This is a genomic window from Neisseria sp. HMSC061H08 (assembly GCF_001836795.1).
In the GTDB taxonomy this organism is placed as follows: domain Bacteria; phylum Pseudomonadota; class Gammaproteobacteria; order Burkholderiales; family Neisseriaceae; genus Neisseria; species Neisseria subflava_A.
The window spans coordinates 224,464-243,416 of sequence record NZ_KV830575.1 but is presented as its reverse complement, the minus strand read 5'-3'; the positions used below and the strand labels follow the sequence as shown (position 1 = coordinate 243,416).

The 18,953-nt window shown below is 48.9% G+C and carries 22 protein-coding genes and 1 tRNA gene; 9 read left to right on the top strand and 14 right to left on the bottom strand.

Going from position 1 to position 18,953, the window contains the following annotated elements; translation table 11 throughout:
• Positions 1 to 40: 40 nt before the first annotated feature.
• From pheS to HMPREF2675_RS06230, 6 genes are all read right to left on the bottom strand, one after another.
• The gene (gene pheS, locus HMPREF2675_RS06255; protein WP_070814423.1) at positions 41 to 1,030 is read right to left on the bottom strand and encodes a phenylalanine--tRNA ligase subunit alpha; all 990 of its coding nucleotides are present in this window, start codon (positions 1,028 to 1,030) and stop codon (positions 41 to 43) included.
• Positions 1,031 to 1,278: 248 nt separating this feature from the next.
• Positions 1,279 to 1,638 carry a 50S ribosomal protein L20 gene (gene rplT, locus HMPREF2675_RS06250; protein WP_070814422.1) on the bottom strand — a complete coding sequence of 120 codons (360 nt, stop codon included), beginning with the start codon at positions 1,636 to 1,638 and terminating at the stop codon, positions 1,279 to 1,281.
• A gap of 12 nt (positions 1,639 to 1,650) precedes the next feature.
• Positions 1,651 to 1,848, bottom strand: coding sequence for a 50S ribosomal protein L35 (gene rpmI / locus HMPREF2675_RS06245; protein WP_003675505.1), 198 nt, complete (start codon positions 1,846 to 1,848; stop codon positions 1,651 to 1,653).
• A gap of 143 nt (positions 1,849 to 1,991) precedes the next feature.
• Positions 1,992 to 2,513: a translation initiation factor IF-3 gene (gene infC / locus HMPREF2675_RS06240; protein ID WP_079453755.1), complete on the bottom strand. Its 522-nt coding sequence runs from the start codon at positions 2,511 to 2,513 to the stop codon at positions 1,992 to 1,994.
• Between the two features lie 17 nt (positions 2,514 to 2,530).
• Positions 2,531 to 4,444, bottom strand: a complete 1,914-nt coding sequence (thrS, locus tag HMPREF2675_RS06235; protein ID WP_070814491.1) for a threonine--tRNA ligase — start codon at positions 4,442 to 4,444, stop codon at positions 2,531 to 2,533.
• A 52-nt stretch (positions 4,445 to 4,496) separates the two neighbouring features.
• Positions 4,497 to 4,573: transfer RNA gene (locus HMPREF2675_RS06230), tRNA-Val, on the bottom strand.
• Between the two features lie 238 nt (positions 4,574 to 4,811).
• Here HMPREF2675_RS06230 and tgt point away from each other — a divergent pair.
• The 3 genes from tgt (at position 4,812) to HMPREF2675_RS06215 (ending at position 7,542) form a co-directional block, all read left to right on the top strand.
• Positions 4,812 to 5,927 (top strand): tRNA guanosine(34) transglycosylase Tgt, encoded by a 1,116-nt coding sequence (gene tgt, locus HMPREF2675_RS06225; protein WP_070814421.1) that lies wholly within the window; start codon positions 4,812 to 4,814, stop codon positions 5,925 to 5,927.
• Positions 5,928 to 6,012: 85 nt separating this feature from the next.
• Positions 6,013 to 7,023, top strand: a complete 1,011-nt coding sequence (gene hemH / locus HMPREF2675_RS06220) for a ferrochelatase (protein ID WP_070814420.1) — start codon at positions 6,013 to 6,015, stop codon at positions 7,021 to 7,023.
• 120 nt (positions 7,024 to 7,143) lie between these two features.
• Positions 7,144 to 7,542, top strand: a complete 399-nt coding sequence (locus HMPREF2675_RS06215; RefSeq protein ID WP_070814419.1) for a c-type cytochrome — start codon at positions 7,144 to 7,146, stop codon at positions 7,540 to 7,542.
• A 54-nt stretch (positions 7,543 to 7,596) separates the two neighbouring features.
• Here the strand turns inward: HMPREF2675_RS06215 and HMPREF2675_RS06210 are convergent, their stop codons facing one another.
• Together HMPREF2675_RS06210 and HMPREF2675_RS10985 are read right to left on the bottom strand one after the other, a co-directional pair.
• On the bottom strand, positions 7,597 to 8,121 hold the full coding sequence (locus tag HMPREF2675_RS06210) for an ankyrin repeat domain-containing protein (RefSeq protein WP_070814418.1): 525 nt from the start codon (positions 8,119 to 8,121) through the stop codon (positions 7,597 to 7,599).
• A 1-nt stretch (position 8,122) separates the two neighbouring features.
• Positions 8,123 to 8,350, bottom strand: a complete 228-nt coding sequence (locus tag HMPREF2675_RS10985; RefSeq protein WP_083323890.1) for a GH-E family nuclease — start codon at positions 8,348 to 8,350, stop codon at positions 8,123 to 8,125.
• A gap of 144 nt (positions 8,351 to 8,494) precedes the next feature.
• On the opposite strand from HMPREF2675_RS10985, the gene HMPREF2675_RS06205 reads away from it, so the two are divergent.
• On the top strand, positions 8,495 to 8,986 hold the full coding sequence (locus HMPREF2675_RS06205; protein WP_070814417.1) for a disulfide bond formation protein B: 492 nt from the start codon (positions 8,495 to 8,497) through the stop codon (positions 8,984 to 8,986).
• Between the two features lie 60 nt (positions 8,987 to 9,046).
• Here the strand turns inward: HMPREF2675_RS06205 and HMPREF2675_RS06200 are convergent, their stop codons facing one another.
• Positions 9,047 to 9,775, bottom strand: a complete 729-nt coding sequence (locus tag HMPREF2675_RS06200; RefSeq protein ID WP_049331317.1) for a YebC/PmpR family DNA-binding transcriptional regulator — start codon at positions 9,773 to 9,775, stop codon at positions 9,047 to 9,049.
• Positions 9,776 to 10,140: 365 nt separating this feature from the next.
• Between HMPREF2675_RS06200 and HMPREF2675_RS06195 the strand changes: the two genes are divergently transcribed.
• Positions 10,141 to 11,571, top strand: coding sequence for an alanine/glycine:cation symporter family protein (locus tag HMPREF2675_RS06195; protein WP_070814416.1), 1,431 nt, complete (start codon positions 10,141 to 10,143; stop codon positions 11,569 to 11,571).
• Positions 11,572 to 11,629: 58 nt separating this feature from the next.
• On the opposite strand, the gene HMPREF2675_RS06190 is transcribed toward HMPREF2675_RS06195, so the two are convergent.
• Entirely contained in the window at positions 11,630 to 12,256 is a 627-nt protein-coding gene (locus tag HMPREF2675_RS06190; RefSeq protein WP_070625855.1) for a PAQR family membrane homeostasis protein TrhA, read from the bottom strand.
• A 132-nt stretch (positions 12,257 to 12,388) separates the two neighbouring features.
• On the opposite strand from HMPREF2675_RS06190, the gene cysD reads away from it, so the two are divergent.
• Entirely contained in the window at positions 12,389 to 13,387 is a 999-nt protein-coding gene (gene cysD, locus HMPREF2675_RS06185) for a sulfate adenylyltransferase subunit CysD (RefSeq protein ID WP_283127805.1), read from the top strand.
• A gap of 232 nt (positions 13,388 to 13,619) precedes the next feature.
• A complete protein-coding gene (locus tag HMPREF2675_RS06180; protein WP_070814414.1) occupies positions 13,620 to 14,183 on the top strand; it encodes an RBBP9/YdeN family alpha/beta hydrolase in 564 nt (187 codons plus the stop codon).
• Positions 14,184 to 14,316: 133 nt separating this feature from the next.
• On the opposite strand, the gene pyrC is transcribed toward HMPREF2675_RS06180, so the two are convergent.
• The 3 genes from pyrC to HMPREF2675_RS06165 form a co-directional block, all read right to left on the bottom strand.
• Positions 14,317 to 15,351 carry a dihydroorotase gene (gene pyrC / locus HMPREF2675_RS06175; RefSeq protein ID WP_070814413.1) on the bottom strand — a complete coding sequence of 345 codons (1,035 nt, stop codon included), beginning with the start codon at positions 15,349 to 15,351 and terminating at the stop codon, positions 14,317 to 14,319.
• 99 nt (positions 15,352 to 15,450) lie between these two features.
• Positions 15,451 to 16,044, bottom strand: a complete 594-nt coding sequence (locus HMPREF2675_RS06170; RefSeq protein ID WP_070814412.1) for an NMCC_0638 family (lipo)protein — start codon at positions 16,042 to 16,044, stop codon at positions 15,451 to 15,453.
• A gap of 12 nt (positions 16,045 to 16,056) precedes the next feature.
• Entirely contained in the window at positions 16,057 to 16,281 is a 225-nt protein-coding gene (locus HMPREF2675_RS06165) for a sulfurtransferase TusA family protein (protein WP_003681929.1), read from the bottom strand.
• Between the two features lie 109 nt (positions 16,282 to 16,390).
• Here HMPREF2675_RS06165 and HMPREF2675_RS06160 point away from each other — a divergent pair, with 109 nt between their 5' ends.
• Positions 16,391 to 17,002 carry a CNP1-like family protein gene (locus HMPREF2675_RS06160; protein WP_063067910.1) on the top strand — a complete coding sequence of 204 codons (612 nt, stop codon included), beginning with the start codon at positions 16,391 to 16,393 and terminating at the stop codon, positions 17,000 to 17,002.
• A gap of 63 nt (positions 17,003 to 17,065) precedes the next feature.
• Here the strand turns inward: HMPREF2675_RS06160 and HMPREF2675_RS06155 are convergent, their stop codons facing one another.
• Positions 17,066 to 18,181 carry a porin gene (locus tag HMPREF2675_RS06155; protein WP_070814411.1) on the bottom strand — a complete coding sequence of 372 codons (1,116 nt, stop codon included), beginning with the start codon at positions 18,179 to 18,181 and terminating at the stop codon, positions 17,066 to 17,068.
• A gap of 180 nt (positions 18,182 to 18,361) precedes the next feature.
• Here HMPREF2675_RS06155 and HMPREF2675_RS06150 point away from each other — a divergent pair, with 180 nt between their 5' ends.
• The gene (locus HMPREF2675_RS06150; protein ID WP_283127807.1) at positions 18,362 to 18,937 is read left to right on the top strand and encodes a carbonic anhydrase; all 576 of its coding nucleotides are present in this window, start codon (positions 18,362 to 18,364) and stop codon (positions 18,935 to 18,937) included.
• The last annotated feature ends 16 nt before the right edge of the window (positions 18,938 to 18,953 follow it).

Sequence of the window (18,953 nt, the reverse complement as noted above, 5' to 3'; positions counted from 1 at the left end):
ATTTACTTTTCAGACGGCCTATCAAAAGACCATCTGAAATTTATTTAAACTGCTTCAAGAAGTTCAAATCATTATCGAAGAACAGGCGCAAGTCGTTCACGTTGTAGCGCAACATGGCAAAGCGGTCGAGACCGATGCCGAAAGCGAAACCGGTATATTTTTCAGGGTCGATATTCACATTTTTCAACACGTTAGGATGTACCATACCGCAACCGCCTACTTCCAACCATTTGCCGTTTTCGCCCATGATGTCGATTTCGGCAGAAGGTTCGGTGAACGGGAAGAAAGACGGACGGAAACGTACTTGCAGGTCATCGCGTTCAAAGAAGCGACGGATAAAATCAGTGAACACTGCTTTCAAATCGGCAAAAGTTACGCCCTCTTCAACCCACAAACCTTCGGCCTGATGGAACATAGGCGAGTGAGTGGCATCACTGTCCACGCGGTAAACGCGGCCGGGAGCAATAATGCGGATAGGCGGCTCTTTTTTGTCGAGCATATAGCGGATTTGAATAGGCGAAGTGTGTGTACGCAAAACGTCGCCGTTTTCAACGTAGAAAGTATCTTGCATCGCACGCGCAGGGTGATTTGCAGGTATATTCAAGGCTTGGAAATTGTGGAAATCGTCTTCGATTTCAGGGCCGTCCGCCACTTCAAAACCCATACCGTGAAACAGCTCGACCACACGTTGCAAAGTCAAAGTAACTGGATGCAAACCGCCATGTTCTTGCGCACGGCCCGGTAAAGTAATATCCAAGGCTTCTGCAGCCAATTGAGCTTGCAGCTTGGCTTCATTCAGGGCATCGCGTTTGGTATTAAAAGCCGTCTGAAACTGATTTTTGCATTCGTTGATGTGCGCACCTATGGTTTTACGCTCTTCAGGAGACATTTGACCCAAAGTTTTCAAAAGCCCGGTCAATTCGCCGGTTTTACCAAGATAGCGTGCTTTAATTTGTTCTAAGGCATTGAAGTCTTGCGCGGCTTCAATAGCGGCAATACCTTCTGCAACGATACGGTTTACATTTTCCATAGTGGTTTATCGTCTGTTTGTTGATGGCAGGCCGTCTGAAACAACAAAGCCGTCTGTTGGATTTGATTACAAACCCGTTCAGACGGCCTTTTGTCTTACTGCGGCCAATCCGTTTGATAAGAGGGACCTATTTTATCGCAAATTAGTATAAAAAAATAGAGTTTAAAGAAAGAAAATCAACTACATAGGATTTCTTTAAGAAAAGAAAAAAGGAAGCATAAGCTTCCTTTTTAAATAATCTTATCGAATTAAACAGCCAAAGCAGCTTTAGCTTTTTCAACCAATTGTGCAAATGCAGCTTTGTCGAATACAGCCAAATCAGCCAATACTTTGCGGTCGATTTCGATAGCAGCGCGTTTCAGGCCGTTCATGAATTTGCTGTAAGACAGACCATTTTCACGGGCACCTGCGTTGATACGAACGATCCACAGTTGACGGAATTGACGTTTGCGTTGGCGACGGTCACGGTATGCGTATTGACCAGCTTTCATTACCGCTTGTTTGGCAACACGGTAAACGTTTTTACGACGACCGCGGTAGCCTTTGGCTAACGCGAAGACTTTTTGGTGACGAGCACGAGCGGTAACACCGCGTTTTACGCGTGGCATATTCTAAACTCCTTAAGCGTAGGGCAACATTTTAGCAACAGAAGCCAAATCGCGTGAATCCACCATAGCGGTGCCGCGCAATTGACGTTTAGTTTTAGTGGTTTTTTTGGTCAGGATGTGACTTTTGAACGCATGACCGCGTTTTACACCACCGTTACCCAGTACTTTAAAGCGTTTTTTCGCGCTAGACTTGGTTTTCATTTTAGGCATTGGAAAACTCCATTCGTTATTAGATAAGGTATAAGGGGGTTTTGAAATAAATTTCAAACACTTGAAACCCAAAATACCACGGTTTTTGCCGCTAATTAAACCTTATTTCGAGCGGCAATCGAAATAAGCCTTGGATTATATCTTTATTTTTTCTTAGGCGCAATCATCATCACCATTTGGCGGCCTTCCATTTTAGGGAAGGACTCGATTTGCGCTACTTCTGCCAAATCTTCTTTTACGCGCTCAAGCAGTTGGGCACCCAATTGTTGGTGGGCCATTTCACGACCGCGGAAACGCAATGTTACTTTGACTTTGTCACCATCGGCAAGGAAGCGGTTGATGTTGCGCATCTTGATTTGATAGTCGCCTTCATCTGTACCCGGACGGAATTTAATTTCCTTAATTTGTACCTGCTTTTGGTTTTTCTTGGCTTCGTCGCGCTTCTTGGCTTGTTGGTATTTGTATTTACCGTAATCCATCAGTTTGCATACGGGCGGTTTGGCAGTTGGGGAAATTTCTACCAAATCGACATCTTGCTCTTCGGCCATAGCCAGAGCTTCACGAACTGAAACGACACCAAGCTGATCGCCTGACTCACTGATTAATCGCACTTCTTTGGCGGTAATTTCACCATTGATTCGTGCTTCGCGTTCTTGAGCGATGATGAATACTCCTATAAAAATTAATGATTGACGAGGGCATCAGTGATTTCTTGCTGCAATTGTGCAATAAAATCATCTACATTCAAAGAACCCAAGTCTTCTGCTTTGCGGCGTACCGCAACTTTGTTTTCTTGTTTCTCTTTATCGCCGACAACGATTTGGTAAGGGAAACGGTATTGGCTGTTGTCGCGGATTTTGTAACCGATTTTTTCGTTACGCAAATCCAATTCGACACGAAAGCCTGCAGCCTGCAATTTGGCAGCCACTTCGCGACAATAATCTGTTTGGTTCTCGGTGATATTCATAATCACCATTTGAACCGGCGCAAGCCACAATGGGAATGAGCCTGCATGGTTTTCAATCAGAATACCGATGAAGCGCTCCAATGAACCCAAAATAGCACGGTGCAACATTACAGGACGCGCACGGTCGTTGTTTTCAGTTACATATTCGGCATTCAAACGCTCCGGCAATACGAAGTCCAACTGCAGGGTACCACACTGCCAAGAACGACCCAAAGCATCTTTAACATGATACTCAATCTTAGGACCGTAGAATGCGCCTTCGCCAGGCAGCTCTTCCCACTCTACGCCGCAAGCGGTCAATGCATCACGCAGACCTTGTTCGGCTTTATCCCAAACTTCGTCAGAACCTGCACGTTGTTCAGGGCGGAGTGACAGCTTCACGGCAACATCATGGAAGCCGAATTGTTTGTAAATGCGAACCAGCAATTCATTAAATGCGCGTGCTTCATCAACGATTTGATCTTCAGTACAGAAGATATGCGCATCATCTTGCACAAAACCGCGAACACGCATCAGACCATGCAATGCACCGCTTGGTTCATTGCGGTGGCAAGAACCGAACTCGGCCAAACGCATTGGCAAATCGCGATATGAGCGCAAGCCGTTATTAAAAATTTGTACATGACCCGGACAGTTCATCGGTTTAACCGCGTATTCGCGTTTTTCTGAACTGGTCACGAACATATTGTCTTTATAGTTTTCCCAGTGGCCAGATTTTTCCCAGAAGGTTTTATCCATAATTTGAGGCGTTTTCACCTCTTTATAACCGGCAGCATTCAACTCTTTGCGCATATGCTGCTCAATCACCTGCCACAAAGCCCAGCCTTTAGGATGCCAGAACACCATACCCGGCGCTTCATCTTGCAGGTGGAACAAATCCAATTGTTTACCCAGCTTACGGTGGTCGCGTTTTTCTGCTTCCTCGATGCGTTGGATATAGGCTTTCAATTCGTCTTTACTTGCCCAAGCCGTACCGTAAATACGTTGCAACATTTCATTGTTGCTGTCGCCGCGCCAGTATGCGCCTGCCAGCTTGGTCAGCTTAAAGTTTTTCAAGAAACGGGTATTGGGAACGTGAGGACCGCGGCACATATCGACGTATTCTTGATGATGATACATACCCATTGCTTCCACTTCAGGCATGTCTTCAATCAGACGCAATTTGTACTCTTCGCCGCGATCTTGGAAAATTTTGACGGTTTCTGCACGAGGCGTCATCACTTTAATAACGTCATAGTCTTGTGCAATCAACTCTTTCATGCGCGCTTCGATAGCGGCCACATCATCAGGCGTAAATGGTTTTTCAGTCGCAATATCGTAATAGAACCCGTCTTCAATCACCGGGCCGATAACCATTTTGGCATCAGGGTAGAGCTGCTTGACCGCATGACCGACCAAGTGCGCGCAGGAGTGGCGGATAATTTCCACGCCTTCTTTGTCTTTAGGCGTAATGATTTGAACATGGGCATCTTCGGTAATCGGATCGCAAGCATCCACCAATTTACCGTTAACCTTGCCCGCTACCGTTGCCTTTGCCAAACCTGCACCGATAGACGCTGCTATTTGCGCCACGGTAACGGGTGATTCATATTGGCGGACCGAACCGTCCGGCAAGGTAATGTTCAACATCAGAAAGCTCCAAAACATTAAAAAATAACGGCATAAAGCCGTTATGGAAATTTGGTAGGCACAATTGGACTCGAACCAACGACCCCCACCATGTCAAGGTGGTGCTCTAACCAACTGAGCTATGTGCCTTCATCTAAGTCGCTTATTGTAACGAAGCGTGTTCCCTTTTGCAAGCATCTGTAAATACTTTTCAGACGGACTGAATATTTTTGTTTGATTTATACCTCATTATTCTATCTCCTCCGTCATTCAGGCCGTCTGAAGCATTGTTTTGACAAAGATAAAATCCAGCCGTCAACCAACGAAAAATCCTTTATAATCTGCCCTTTCAATTCGCACACACGCGAACGTCCAATCTATTATTACTATGCTCAAATTTACCTTACACAAAAAAGACGGTCATGCCCGACGCGGCACTTTGGAACTGAACCACGGCAAAATCGAAACGCCGGTATTTATGCCGGTCGGCACTTATGGTTCGGTCAAAGCGATGAACCCGCAAAACCTGCATGACATCAAAGCGCAAATCATCTTAGGCAACACTTACCATCTGTGGCTGCGCCCCGGTTTGGAAGTCATTGAACAATTCGGCGGCCTGCACGAATTTATCGGTTGGGATAAGCCGATTTTGACCGACTCGGGCGGTTTTCAAGTATTTTCGTTGTCCAACATGCGCAAGCTGACCGAAGAAGGCTGTACATTCCAAAGCCCGATCAACGGCGACAAACTATTCCTCTCGCCCGAAGTGTCGATGAAAATCCAAACTGTGTTGAATTCCGACATCGTGATGCAGCTGGACGAATGCACCCCGGGAGAAGCGACACACAGCCAAGCGCAAAAATCGCTGCAAATGAGCCTCCGCTGGGCGGAACGCAGCAAAAAGGCTTTTGAAGACCTGAAAAACCCGAATGCGCTGTTTGGCATTGTACAAGGCGCGATGTATGAAGATTTGCGCGAAGAATCGCTGAAAGGTTTGGAAGAACTCGACTTCCCCGGCTTGGCCATCGGCGGCTTGTCCGTTGGCGAACCTAAGCCCGAAATGTACCGTATGTTGCGCGCCGTCGGCCCTATCCTGCCTGAACACAAACCACATTATTTGATGGGCGTCGGCACGCCTGAAGATTTGGTGTACGGCGTGGCACACGGCGTGGACATGTTCGACTGCGTTATGCCCACCCGCAATGCGCGTAACGGCTGGCTGTTTACCCGTTTTGGCGATTTGAAAATCAAAAACGCCAAACACAAGCTCGACAAGCGTCCAATTGATGAAAGCTGCACCTGCTACGCCTGTCAGAATTTCAGCCGCTCCTACCTGCACCATCTGCACCGTGTCGGCGAAATCCTGGGCGCACAGCTCAACACCATCCACAACCTGCACTTCTACCAGGTCATCATGGCCGAAATGCGCGAAGCCATCGAACAAGGTAAATTTGCCGATTGGCAGGCGCAATTCCATGAAAACCGTGCCCGCGGTGTGGATTAATCCTTTTAAAGGCCGTCTGAAATCAGGTTTGGATTCAAACTGCTTTTCAGACGGCCTCAATATTCTTAATTAATAAAGCACAATCATGTCCCATTTCCATACCGAACCGCCCTTAGCCTACACCGCACAAAACCGTACCACCGTCCTGCTGCTCAACCTCGGCACACCTGACGCACCCACTGCTGCCGCAGTCAAGCCTTACTTAAAAGAATTTCTATCTGATCAACGCGTTGTCGAACTGCCCAAACTCTTATGGCAACCGATATTGCGCGGCTTGGTATTGACTTTTCGTCCAAAAAAAAGCGCACATGCCTATGAAAAAGTTTGGTTTAAAGAAGGTTCGCCGCTTGAGGTTTATACACGCCGCCAAGCAGAAGCCCTGGCCAAACATTTGCCCGATGTCATCGTCCGTCATGCCATGACTTACGGCAATCCAAGCGTTGCCGACGTTTTGGCGGAACTCAAAGCCCAAGGCGTGGGCAAATTGCTGGTCATACCGCTCTATCCGCAATATGCCGGCTCTTCTACCGGCGCGGCTTTGGACAAAGTGTTCCAAGAGTTATTGCTGCAACGCAACCAAATGAGCGTCCGCACCGTCTCCCGTTATTACGACGATGCCGCCTATATTCAAGCCATGAAGCAGCATATTGAAGCCTATTGGGCCCAAAACGGACGCGGCGAAAAACTGATGTTGAGTTTCCACGGCATTCCGCAAAAGCATCACGATGACGGCGACCCCTATCCTGACGAGTGCCACCATACTGCCAAGCTGTTGGCGCAGGCATTGGGCTTGTCCGAACAAGAATACATCGTTTCTTTCCAAAGCCAGTTTGGCAAATCCCAATGGGTCAAGCCCAGCACGCAAGCCCTGTTTGATCAGCTGCCAAAACAAGGCACGACCAAACTCGACGTATTCTGCCCCGGCTTCTTGGCCGACTGCCTCGAAACCATGGAAGAAATCGCCATTATGGGACGCGAACAATTCTACGCCGCAGGAGGCAAAGAATACCGTTACATCCCATGCCTCAACGATTCCGCTGACTGGATTGCCGCACTTGCACAATTAAGTCGGGCCAATCTGCAAGGCTGGATTTGACCTAAACCAAAGGCCGTCTGAAAAATTCACTTTCAGACGGCCTTTAGCGTTATCATCAAGCTATTAAAACGCAAACCAAGCGTGTGGCCATCAAAAACACTACTCAAAAAGGAACACATCATGACTGCACTCCGCCCTATCCTGCTCCTTCTGACCGCACTCAGCATCCCAACCGCTTTTGCCGCTGATGCCGCGCTGATGAACAAAGGACAAAAAATTTACGAAACCAACTGCGCCGCCTGCCACGGTAAAAAAGGCGAAGGCCGGGGTGCCATGTTCCCGCCTTTATTCCAGTCCGACTATATCAATAAAAAACCGCAAGTGCTGTTGCAAAGCATGACCAAAGGCATCAACGGCCCAATTAAAGTAAACGGCAAATCCTACAACGGCTTTATGCCTGCTACCGCCATCAATGATGCCGATGTTGCCGCCGTTGCCACTTACATCATGAACGCCTTCAACAATGGCGGCGGTACGATTACTGAAGCAGATGTCAAAAAATCTCACGGGAAAAAATAAAACGTCTCTCCTCTGTGATGTGGTAGCCGCCTTCGCCTTGCTTCTTTTTGTCTCTTACGCATATTGCTCCATTAATGCCACGATAGGCATTAGCTCCGGTTCTGAATCTGAGCGATAGCTGTCTATAACTGTTTCGTTTCCATTAAAAAAATGAACATTAGCACCACTATCAAGCATAGCTTTCAAAACATCTAATCGTTCGGGCATATAGCCTATCATTGCTAGAGGAATCATATTGTCTTCATCGGCTATATTCGGATTTGCTCCTGCCTCCAGCAACGCTAATGCTGCATCGCCGTTTCTGGCACGCATGGCGTAATGTAGTGGAGTCATGCCGTATATATCTTGGGCATTGACTGCTACGCCTTTGTCCAGATAGAACCGGACGGTTTCTAGCGGTGAAGGACTGTGAGGATTCATATTAATGCGGTGCAGATAGCTCCATTTTTCAGACGGCGTGATTTTCAAAGGATCAAACTGGCCGCTGTCTGCCGTTTTTTGCAGAAATTTGATATCGCCTAGTCTGTTCGCTCGAACAACCTGCATGCCGATATCATTTTTATAAGGATCTAGTCTCATTTTATTTTCCTGTCGTTAAAAATTTTTCCATATCATCTCTAATATCTTCTAAGTCATCAATGCCTGGTTTCTCATAGCGATGACTCAAATTATCCTTAGCATTTTCCAGCTTAAAGATACTCGGCCGCGCATTAACATAATCGTTCAATTGTTGTTGCGTCATACCCAATTCATCGGCAGCTAAAGGCCGTCTGAAATGTTCAGACGGCCTTTTCGATACGGAACACATTTTTGTTTCCATATTTATGGTTACGCAACATCAACAAACATACGCAAAAAACCGTCAAACCAAAAAAAGCATATGCGTTTTGTGTTAAAGTAAACATTATTTAGCTGCTGTTTTGCGTCCAGGCCGTCTGAAAGGTTTTATGTCATGAACTTTTTCCGCAAGACTGTTTTATTTCTAGTCGTCCTCTCCATATTTGCCGCCTGCGGCTCCTTTATTTCCCAATACGTTTTGGGCATGAACCCGTGCGTATTGTGCATCCTGCAACGCTTGTGCGTATTGGCTGTCGGATTGTTGTCCATTGTTACGGCATTTAGTTCTCAATCTTCCAAATTTGCCCGCTCGCTCTCGGCATTGTTGATTGCCGCTCCGGCCGTTTACGGCGCAGGTGTCGCCGCCTATCAAATTTGGTTGCAAAGCCTGCCACCCGGCACCGCCCCTTCTTGTGGCGCACCTTGGACTTTCCGCCTGCGTGACTGGCCTTTGTTCGATTGGTTTGAACCCATCGTCCGCGGCTTTGGCAACTGCGCCGATCCGGATTATCTATTCGGCGTTGCCCTGCCGGTGTGGAGTATTTTGTATTTCAGCTTCGTGGTATTGCTGCTACTTTGGGCTTGGTTGAAAACCAGAAAAATCTGATTGGTTTCGATATAAAAAGGCCGTCTGAAATTTCAGACGGCCTTTTGTTATTTAAACTGTTTAGTCCAGATTCAACACGGCAGAAGTGTAAACGTCTTGTACGTCGTCCAAATCTTCCAATGCATCAATCAGTTTTTGCATCTTAACCGCATCTTCGCCGCTCAACTCGGTTTCGTTTTGGGCGCGCATGGTAACGTCGCCGTCAACAGATTTGTAGCCTGCGGCTTCCAATGCTGCTTTCACGCCCGCCCAGTCATTCGGCGCGGTAACCACTTCGATGGAACCGTCGTCGTTGGTGATGACATCTTCCGCTCCGGCTTCCAAAGCCGCTTCCATCAGCGCATCTTCGTCAACGCCCGGTTCAAACACCAAATAGCCTTGATGAACGAAGTTGAACGCTACGCAGCCGTCGGTACCCAAGTTACCGCCGTTTTTAGTGAACGCATGGCGCACATCGGCAACGGTACGGGTTTTGTTGTCGGTCAGACAGTCCACCATCAAAGCCGCGCCGCCGATGCCGTAGCCTTCATAACGCAACTCGATGTATTCCACGCCTTCCAGATTGCCCGTACCTTTATCGATGGCACGTTGCACGTTGTCTTTAGGCATATTGTTTTCAGCGGCTTTTTCCAAAGCCAGGCGCAGGCGCGGGTTTGCGCCGGGGTCGCCGCCGCCCATGCGGGCAGCAACGGTAATTTCTTTAATCAGACGGGTGAAGATTTTGCCACGTTTGGCATCTTGTCGGGCTTTTTTGTGTTGGATATTTGCCCACTTACTATGGCCTGCCATATTGATTCCTTTCGTTTTTTCACGCGTTGAGGCGGAATTTGCTTCATTTGTAAGGCGTGCATTTTATCATAAGTTGCCTTTAGCCAAAATATTCAGACGGCCCAAACATTTGCAAAAACAGGCCGTCTGAAAACAAAAAAACCTTTTTTAAATAAAGAAGCACATTTGCGGCAAACCTTTGTCAGTTTTTCGTTTTAATTCACGAAGGTTTACGGTATGATGACAAAATCGGTCAAAATTGTTAACAACTTAACCGGTATCGAATAGCAAAACGGCCTGCTCGCCGATATTGCCAACTGCGAAAAATGAGTGGGAGTAGTTACCCGTATCATTTTATTTTTATTGTTTTTATTAAAGGTTTTATTATGGAAGAAATATTGTCTGCTCTGGTGGGTGCAGTCAATCAGGTTCTTTGGGACTACCTGCTGATTTATGCCTTAATCGGCATCGGCCTGTTTTTTACCCTGTACTTGGGCGCGCCGCAAGTGACCAAATTGGGGACGGGTTTTAAAGCCGTTTTCGGCGGCTTGTTCAGCAAAAAAGACAAAGACCACGAAGGCAAATCCCTGTCTCAATTTCAAGCTCTTGCTGTGGCGATTTCCGCGCAAATCGGTACCGGTAACGTTGCCGGTGTCGCCACTGCGATTACTGCCGGTGGCCCGGGTGCCATTTTTTGGATGTGGTTGTCTGCCATTTTGGGCATGTCTACCATTTTTGCAGAAGCCGTTTTGGCGCAAAAATACCGCGTGGTCAGCCACGGCAAATACATCGGCGGCCCTGCGTTTTACATCACGCACGGCCTGACCCCGAAAATCGGCCGGGGCGCGGCGCGTTTCCTGTCCGGCTTTTTCTCCATCGCCTTGATTATCGCTCTGGGTTTCATCGGTAACGCGACCCAATCCAACTCTATCGCCTCTGCCATGAATTTGGCTTTCGATATTCCCCCTATGGCTGTCGGCATTGCTTTGGCGGTATTCGCCGGCCTGATCATCATCGGCGGCATCAACCGCATTGCCGGTATCGCGCAATTTGTCGTGCCGTTTATGGCGGTGATTTACATCTTGTGTGCGGTGATTATTTTGTTCAAATTCTCCGACCACATCATTCCGATGTTCCACAGTATCTTTGTCGCCGCCTTCAATCCTGAAGCAGTATTGGGCGGTGCGGCCGGTATCGGTATGCGTGAGGCAGTCCGCTTCGGCGTGGCACGCGGCCTGTTTTCCAATGAAGCCGGTATGGGTTCGACCCCGCACGCTCATGCGACTGCCAACGTCAAACACCCTGTGCAACAAGGTATGGCCGCGTTTATCGGTATCTTTATCGATACGCTGATGGTCTGCACGGCAACCGCGCTGATTATCCTGCTGACCGACGCCAACTTGTCCGGCGAAACCGGCGCTGCGGTTACCCAACTGGCTTTTAACAAGGCCTTTCCGGGTTTCGGTTCGCAACTGCTCGCCGTCTGTCTGACCTTCTTCGCCTTTACCACCATCATCGGCTGGTACTACTTCGGCGAATCCAATATCCGCTTCCTGTTCCGCGGCAAACACTTGGGCATCTACCGCGCACTGGTTTTGGTGGCCATCGTATTGGGTACCTTGGGCAAAGTGGATTTGGTTTGGAGCATGTCCGATATGTTCAACGGCTTTATGGTCTTGCCGAACTTAATCGCCCTCTTCCTGCTGCGTAAGGAAATCCGTGCGGTTTACGACGATTATCTGGCGCAAACCAAAGCCGGCAAAGAGTTGACCTACAACTACGAATTCCACGAATTCCACGACAAAAACCCAGATTAACGACAAACAAAAACCTCTCAGCCAAACTGAGAGGTTTTTTATTTCAGGCCGTCTGAAACTACAACACATAAAAATAAATGCTGATAAATTGCGTCAAACTGCCTGCCAAGACAAACAAGTGCCAGATACCGTGGCCGTGGCGGATTTTCGTATCGTTGATAAACCAATAAATCCCCGCGCTATACAACACACCGCCCAACACCAGCCAAAATAATCCGCCGGCCGAAAGCGACTGTATCAGCGGCCATACCGCCACCACAATCAGCCAGCCCATCAACACATAAATCACCATCGACAACAGCCGCTTCTCGCTCTTGCGCCCAATCGTCAGCTCCTGAACAATGCCCAGCAAAGCCAGCCCCCATGACACACCGAAAAGCGACCAGCCCCAACCGCCGTGAAGGGTAATCAGCGTAAACGGCGTATAGCTGCCTGCAATCAAAAGATAAATCATGCAATGATCGACCTTTTGCAAAATCGCCTTGGCCTTCGGCTGCGGAATACTGTGGTATAAGGTTGAGCCCAAATACAGAAGCAGCAGGCAGACTCCGTAAGTCAGTGCACCGGCAATCCGATAGCCGTCCGCCGATTCCACCGCTTTCACCAGCATCAGCACCAAGGCCGCCACTGCCAACAAGAAACCGGCCAAATGGCTGTACGCATTAAATCTCTCGCCGTGATACATAAACCATTCTCATTTCTAAAAAACCAAAGTGTACGCGAAGACAGAGGCTTCGTCAGAAAAATCGGTTTAAAAATAAGTTAAAGCGCAAAGGCCGTCTGAAAAACACGGCCTTGCAATATAACAAAAACATCTTTGCAACAAACAAACCATTCTTTCCCTTTTTCAGACAGCCTCACTAAAGTATCGACTGTTGCCAAGGTTGCAAAGAGAGAAAAAATGTCCATCCAAAACCACCACCTCGACTGGCTCGAGGCCGAATCCATCTACATTATCCGCGAAGTGATTGCCAATGCCCAAAACCCGGCTCTGCTGTTTTCCGGCGGCAAAGACTCCGTCGTCTTGCTGGCGCTTGCCGTCAAAGCCTTCCAAATCGAAGGCCGTCCGCTGAAGCTGCCGTTCAAACTCCTGCACGTCGATACCGGCCACAATTACCCCGAAGTCATCCAGTTCCGCGACGACACGGTCGCACGCACCGGCGTACAACTTGTGGTCGGCAGCGTAGAAGAATCCATCCGCAAAGGCAGCGTCGTCTTACGCCGCGAAACCGATTCACGCAACGCCGCGCAAGCCATTACACTGGTTGAAACCATCGAAGAACAAGGCTTTGATGCGCTGATGGGTGGCGCACGCCGCGATGAAGAAAAAGCGCGCGCCAAAGAACGCCTCTTCTCTTTCCGCGATGAGTTCGGCCAATGGGATCCTAAAAACCAACGTCCTGAATTATGGTCGCTCTACAATACACGCCTGTTCCAAGGCGAAAACATGCGCGTGTTCCCGATTTCTAACTGGACGGAATTAGACATCTGGCAATACATCACACGCGAAAAACTCGCTCTGCCGCCGATTTATTACACCCACAAACGCGAAGTTGTCGAACGAAACGGCCTGCTCGTTCCCGTTACACCATTGACGCCGAAGCGCGAAGGCGAAGTTGCCCAAATCCGCGACGTCCGTTTCCGTACTGTCGGCGATATTTCCTGCACCTGCCCGGTTGCCAGCACCGCCGCCACGCCCGAAGACATCATTGCCGAAACCGCCGCCGCGACCATTTCCGAACGAAGTGCCACACGCATGGACGACCGCGTATCGGAAGCGGCAATGGAAGAACGCAAAAAACAAGGCTATTTCTAAACCGTTTTTTCAGACGGCCCCTATATATTTCAAACCCGAACAACACGGCAAAGCCATCCGCCCCTGCCGTGTTGTTTGCTTTATTATTCTTGCAAATATCATTTAACAACAAAAGCTTAATCAAAAATCCTTACCAAGCGACAAACAATAAAACATAAACAAACATGGTATAATGAACGCTTACAGGCAGAGATTTAGACAAAAGTCTCAGGCCGTCTGAAGGAGGAAAAACATGAATCGACGCGTTTATATCGTACATGGCTTTGAAGGCAACCCGCACGGCAACTGGTTTGACTGGCTTTGCGCCCAAGTCAAAAGCACCGGCGCACAAGCAATCTCCCTCGCCATGCCCAATCCCGACAAACCAAGCACGACAGCGTGGCAGTTTACCCTTGACCAACACATCGGCAAGCCCGATGCCCATACCTTCCTAGTCGGCCACAGCCTAGGCTGCATTACCCTCCTTCACTTCCTCAGCCGCCAACAGCCGCAAAAAATCGGCGGTCTGTTGCTTGCCGCCGGTTTTGCCGATACACTGCCGCCCCTGCCTGTACTCGATGCCTACATTAAAGCAGCGTCGCCCGATTTCGACATCCTGCGCAAAATCGACATGCCCAAACACTGTCTGGTTTCCGACAACGACACCCATGTTCCGCCCGAACTGACTTTGGACATGGCGGCCAAGCTCAAAAGCCCTGTTACCCATATTCCCGAAGGCGGCCATTTGATGGCTTCGGACGGCTTTACCCAACTGCCGCAGGCTTGGGAAGCGCTGAAACCCATGTTGACCGAATAAACACACACTCTAATCCGGTTTTCAGACGGCCTTGTCTGCCTCCTCTCCCCATGACAGGTCGTCTGAACGACAATAAAAAACAACCTGCCCTTTCAAGCAGGTTGTTTCTTTTTATGTCTCATTGACGGCAAATTTAATATTGCACCGTCCATTCAATCTCGCCGCCAGCCCTCATCGGTACAAGCTCGCCATCGCCGTAAGGTACACTAGCAGGTACGGTTTGCGTTTGTTTGACCAGTGTGATGGTATCAGAATTTTCAGGCAGACCGTAGAAACGCGGGCCGTTTTTAGAAGCAAAGGCTTCCAGTTTGTCCAATGCGCCTGCTTTCTCAAACACTTCGGCATAAAGCTCGATGGCGGTCATCGCGCTGAACATACCGGCGCAACCGCAAGCATTTTCTTTGGCAGTTTTGGCATGTGGCGCAGAGTCCGTGCCGAGGAAAAATTTGTGCGCCTTATCGCCGGTAACGGCGGCAACCAAAGCCTGACGGTGGGTTTCACGTTTGAGTACAGGTAGGCAGAAATGATGAGGGCGCACGCCGCCAACCAAAAGGTCGTTGCGGTTGAGCAGCAAGTGTTGCGGCGTCACGGACGCGGCCACATTATCGCCAGCTTCCAATACCAGTCGTGCTGCTTCGGCAGTAGTGATGTGTTCAAACACGACCTTAAGGTTTGGCACTTGCGCCAAAACCGGCTTCATCACGCGTTCGATAAAGGCGGCCTCACGGTCGAAAATATCGATTTCAGGATCGGTCACTTCGCCGTGAACCAAGAACAAAATGCCCTGTTTCGCCATTTCTTCCAACACGGGAATCAGTTTGAACAAGTCGGTTACGCCGGAATCGGAATTGGTGGTTGCGCCTGCTGGATAGAGTTTGAAAGCCACAATACCGGCAGCCTTGGCTTCACGCACGAGTTCGGGAGTGGCGTTGTCGGTCAAATAAAGCGTCATCAACGGCTGGAAGGTGCTGCCTTCTGGCAGGGCGTCCATAATGCGCGCTTTGTATGCTTGGGCATCGACAACGCTGACGACGGGCGGCTTCAGGTTGGGCATGATAACCGCGCGGCCCATTTGTCGGGCGGTGTACGGGGCAACGGCTTTAAGCGCGTCGCCGTCGCGCAGGTGTAAGTGCATATCGTCGGGGCGGATGATGGTCAGGGTTTGCATAGCTTACTTTCGAGTGGTTTGGTTTGATAATGTTTCAGACGGCCTTTATTCGGCGGTAACGGTTTCTAGCAATTTGATGTTTTTCAACCGTCAACCGGCCTAAGGCAAAACAGCGGCCTTATTGTCGTAAGAATGATGGGTCAAATAAAAAACAGCCTGTACCGGAAAATGCTCGGACGACGTTGTTTTAACGGTCAGCAAGGTTTCTTTCGAACTGCCGGACGCGCGCCATGCGTAGGAAATCTGACGCATAGGCAATGGGGTTTCCGCCAAATTATCGGCACGCAACTCAGCGTTCAAACCTTGCGGCGGATTTTCTGCCAAAGCCAAAAATTGTTTGAAAATCAGATGGTCGTCGGCTTTAGCCGTGCGCACGCTACAACTGTCTTCAGTCAGGCTCAAATAATAATCTGCGCCGTTTTCCGTTTTCTTCCAAATGCTTAATGCCTCCAAATCCATCATTCCAGCAGGCAAATCGGCAATATCTTTTTTCGACAATAAAACCAGTTTGTTGGCATTGGCAAACTCGCCGACAAGGGCGGCATAGCCGTCTGCGGCCACGCAGCTTTGGCGGAACAAGTCGGTTACATTTTGGGCATAATCGGCAGCGTTCTGTGGCAAAACGCCTTCATTACCGCATGCACTCAGGCAGACGGCCAATACGGCGGCAGACAACGCGACGGCTTTAGACATTTCAGACGGCCTTTATTTGTGTTTCAACACCAGCTTGAACACGCCGTCGGCCTCGCTCGATTCCAACAAAACATGTCCGGTCTGACGGCAAAACGCTTCAAAATCGCCGGGCGCGCCGCCATCGGTAGCCAATACGGTCAGCACTTCGCCCTCCTGCATTTGCGCCAAAGCTTTTTTAGCACGCAAAATCGGCAGCGGGCATTTTAAACCGATGACATCCAGAGTTTGTGTATTCATGATGAAAACTCGTCATATTAATCAGAATTAACGTCAATTATACCGCACTTACTTGCACCCCACCCTGCAAGCCCATAAAATAAAGCCATTTTTCACTTTGGAGCTGTCTATGCGCCGTTTTGCCCTTCTCGCTCTCAGCCTTGCCGCGACTCAAGCATTTGCTTTGGGTTTCAGCCAAAAGGATACGCTGACCAACACGCGTTATCAGGAAAGCCCTGAAGAAGTTGCCGCACGCGAATTTAAAGAACACAAAGCCGAGTTGCCGCCCCTGCCCGATACCCAATCGGGTGATTGGTTCGACCTCTATGTCAACGAAACCTACGGCAAGCAGCCCAAAATCCTGCTCAGCAGCCTGCAAATCATGCCTGCGCCTGACAACAGCATCCGCTACGTCTTGAATGTGCGCTCCGACAAAGGCTACGACAACCTCTCCGTCGAAGGCCTCTATTGCGCCCGCACGTCCTTTACTTACAGCAACGACAAGCGTTCGTCTTACAAAGTATTCGCTTACGGCGACACAGTAAACCACCGCTGGATTGAGCCGCGTAAAGGCGATTGGAAGCTGATCGGCAATGCGTTCAGCCGCAACGATGCCCTGCACACCGCCCTGTATCAGGCATTCTGTATCGACGGCATGCCGACAACGGTCGAAGGCTTGGTACAACGTTTGAAAGAACGCGGCGGCCGTCACGGTACAACGCTGACCAACCACGACAAATAAACCACTTTAATCAACTAAAAGGCCGTCTGAAATTTTTCAGACGGCCTTGTCTTTAGAGACAGCTTAGAATTTGTGATACAGGCCCACAGAAGCGGCTTTTTGTTCAACGCCGCCTTTGTTGGCCGCAGTCAGACGGGTTTTGTTGCCGACTTTCAGATACGCCAGTTGGGCATTGATGCCGGTGCGTTTGCTGAAGGTGTATTGACCGCCGACAACGACTTGGTCGAATTTATCCACCAATTTCTCGCCGCTGTTCACGCCCTTGGCAGGCCAGCCGTGTGCGTAAGTAATGCGTGGGGTCACGTTGCCGAATTTGTAGCCGACAGTTACCGCTGCATCAACTACTTTTACGGCTTCAGATTTGCCTGTATCGACAGTAATGTCACTACCCTTGTACTCATTAAAACCATCGGTGAAATAGCCTAAATATTCGTTGCCTGTCTCATGGCCCTTGGCATAGTGTACGCCGCCGCCGACAAAGAGATTGTCTTTATCGTAATAAGTTTCGACTTTGGCGATTTGTGCCGCTTTGACTTTGCCTGACTTGTCGGTGTACGCGCCGTTGTAGTGGCCGTAAGCTGCATTGGCGGTAAAGCCGTTTTTAGAGAAGCTCACGCCGCCGGTGTATTGGTCTTTGGCCGGTTTGGTGTGCGTGTATTTGTCTGAAGGATTACGGTTGTCGCGCGGTGCGTAAGACACGTTGAATTTGAACCCGCCGAAATCCGGACTGTCGTAGCGTACAGCGGCGTTACGGTTACCGGTACGGGTAAAGATGCCCAAGCCTGCGGCATTGGTTTTGTACATCCATGGATCGATGGTGTCCATTTCATTCAGCATATTGCTGAGTTTACCGGCGCGAATCTTACCGAAGTTACCTTGCAGGCCGATGAAGGAATCACGAGTGGCAAAACCTTGAGAACCGCCGGTAATGGCTGTTTTTTGTTCAACTTGCCAGATGGCTTTCAAATCGCCGCCCAAGTTCTCGCTGCCTTTGAAACCGATGCGGGAGGTATTGTCATTGATGCTGGTTGCGGTGGAGCTGGTTTCAGAACCTGCATCACCTTTGATTTTGACCTGACCGACGGTCACGCTGCTTTTGATTTGACCATACAGAATCACTTCTGCAGATGCAGCCAGCGGCAAACCGGCAATAACCAAAGCGATAATCGATTTTTTCATTATTCTCTCCAAAACAAAGTTAAAATCTCGTGAAAACACGTTTAGCAATATTAATGTTTTCCAACGCTACAAACAACTACTTTCATCTTGAGAAACACTTTTATTCATTAGAGTTTAGACTTTTTACAACATAATCAAATAAAACAGGCCGTCTGAAAGAAATTTCAGACGGCCTCTCATATTCAAAGTGACAACAAAGACAATCAACCCTCTTATTGCAATCATTTAATCAAAAATGATTGCTTGATAAAAGTAGAAAATAACGGCCATACCCTTCAAGCCACGCCGCAAGGCAAGGCTCAAACCATCGTGATTAACGGTAAAACCTATACCTTCAAACAATTCCACTTCCATACGCCGAGCGAACATGCTTTCAAAGGCAAACATTTCCCGATGGAAGCGCATTTCGTCCATCAAGCCGAAGACGGTACTTTGGCAGTCATCGGCTCTGTATTTAAACCGGGCAAAAACAACCCTGCCTTGTCCGCACTCACTGCAAAAAAACTGAAAGCAGGCGAATCCGTAACGTTGAAAAACTTGAATATCCAAGCTCTGCTGCCTAAAGATAGCAAGTCCTTCCAGCTGAAAGGCTCGCTGACAACGCCGCCTTGCAGCGAAAACGTGACTTGGGTTGTCTTAAAAACTCCGGTTCAGGCAGATGCGGCGCAGTTTAAAGCCATGCGCGACATTATCGGCGGCGAAAACAACCGTCCCGTACAACCTTTAAACGACCGCGAAGTCAATGAAGACAAATAACTTCTAAGGCCGTCTG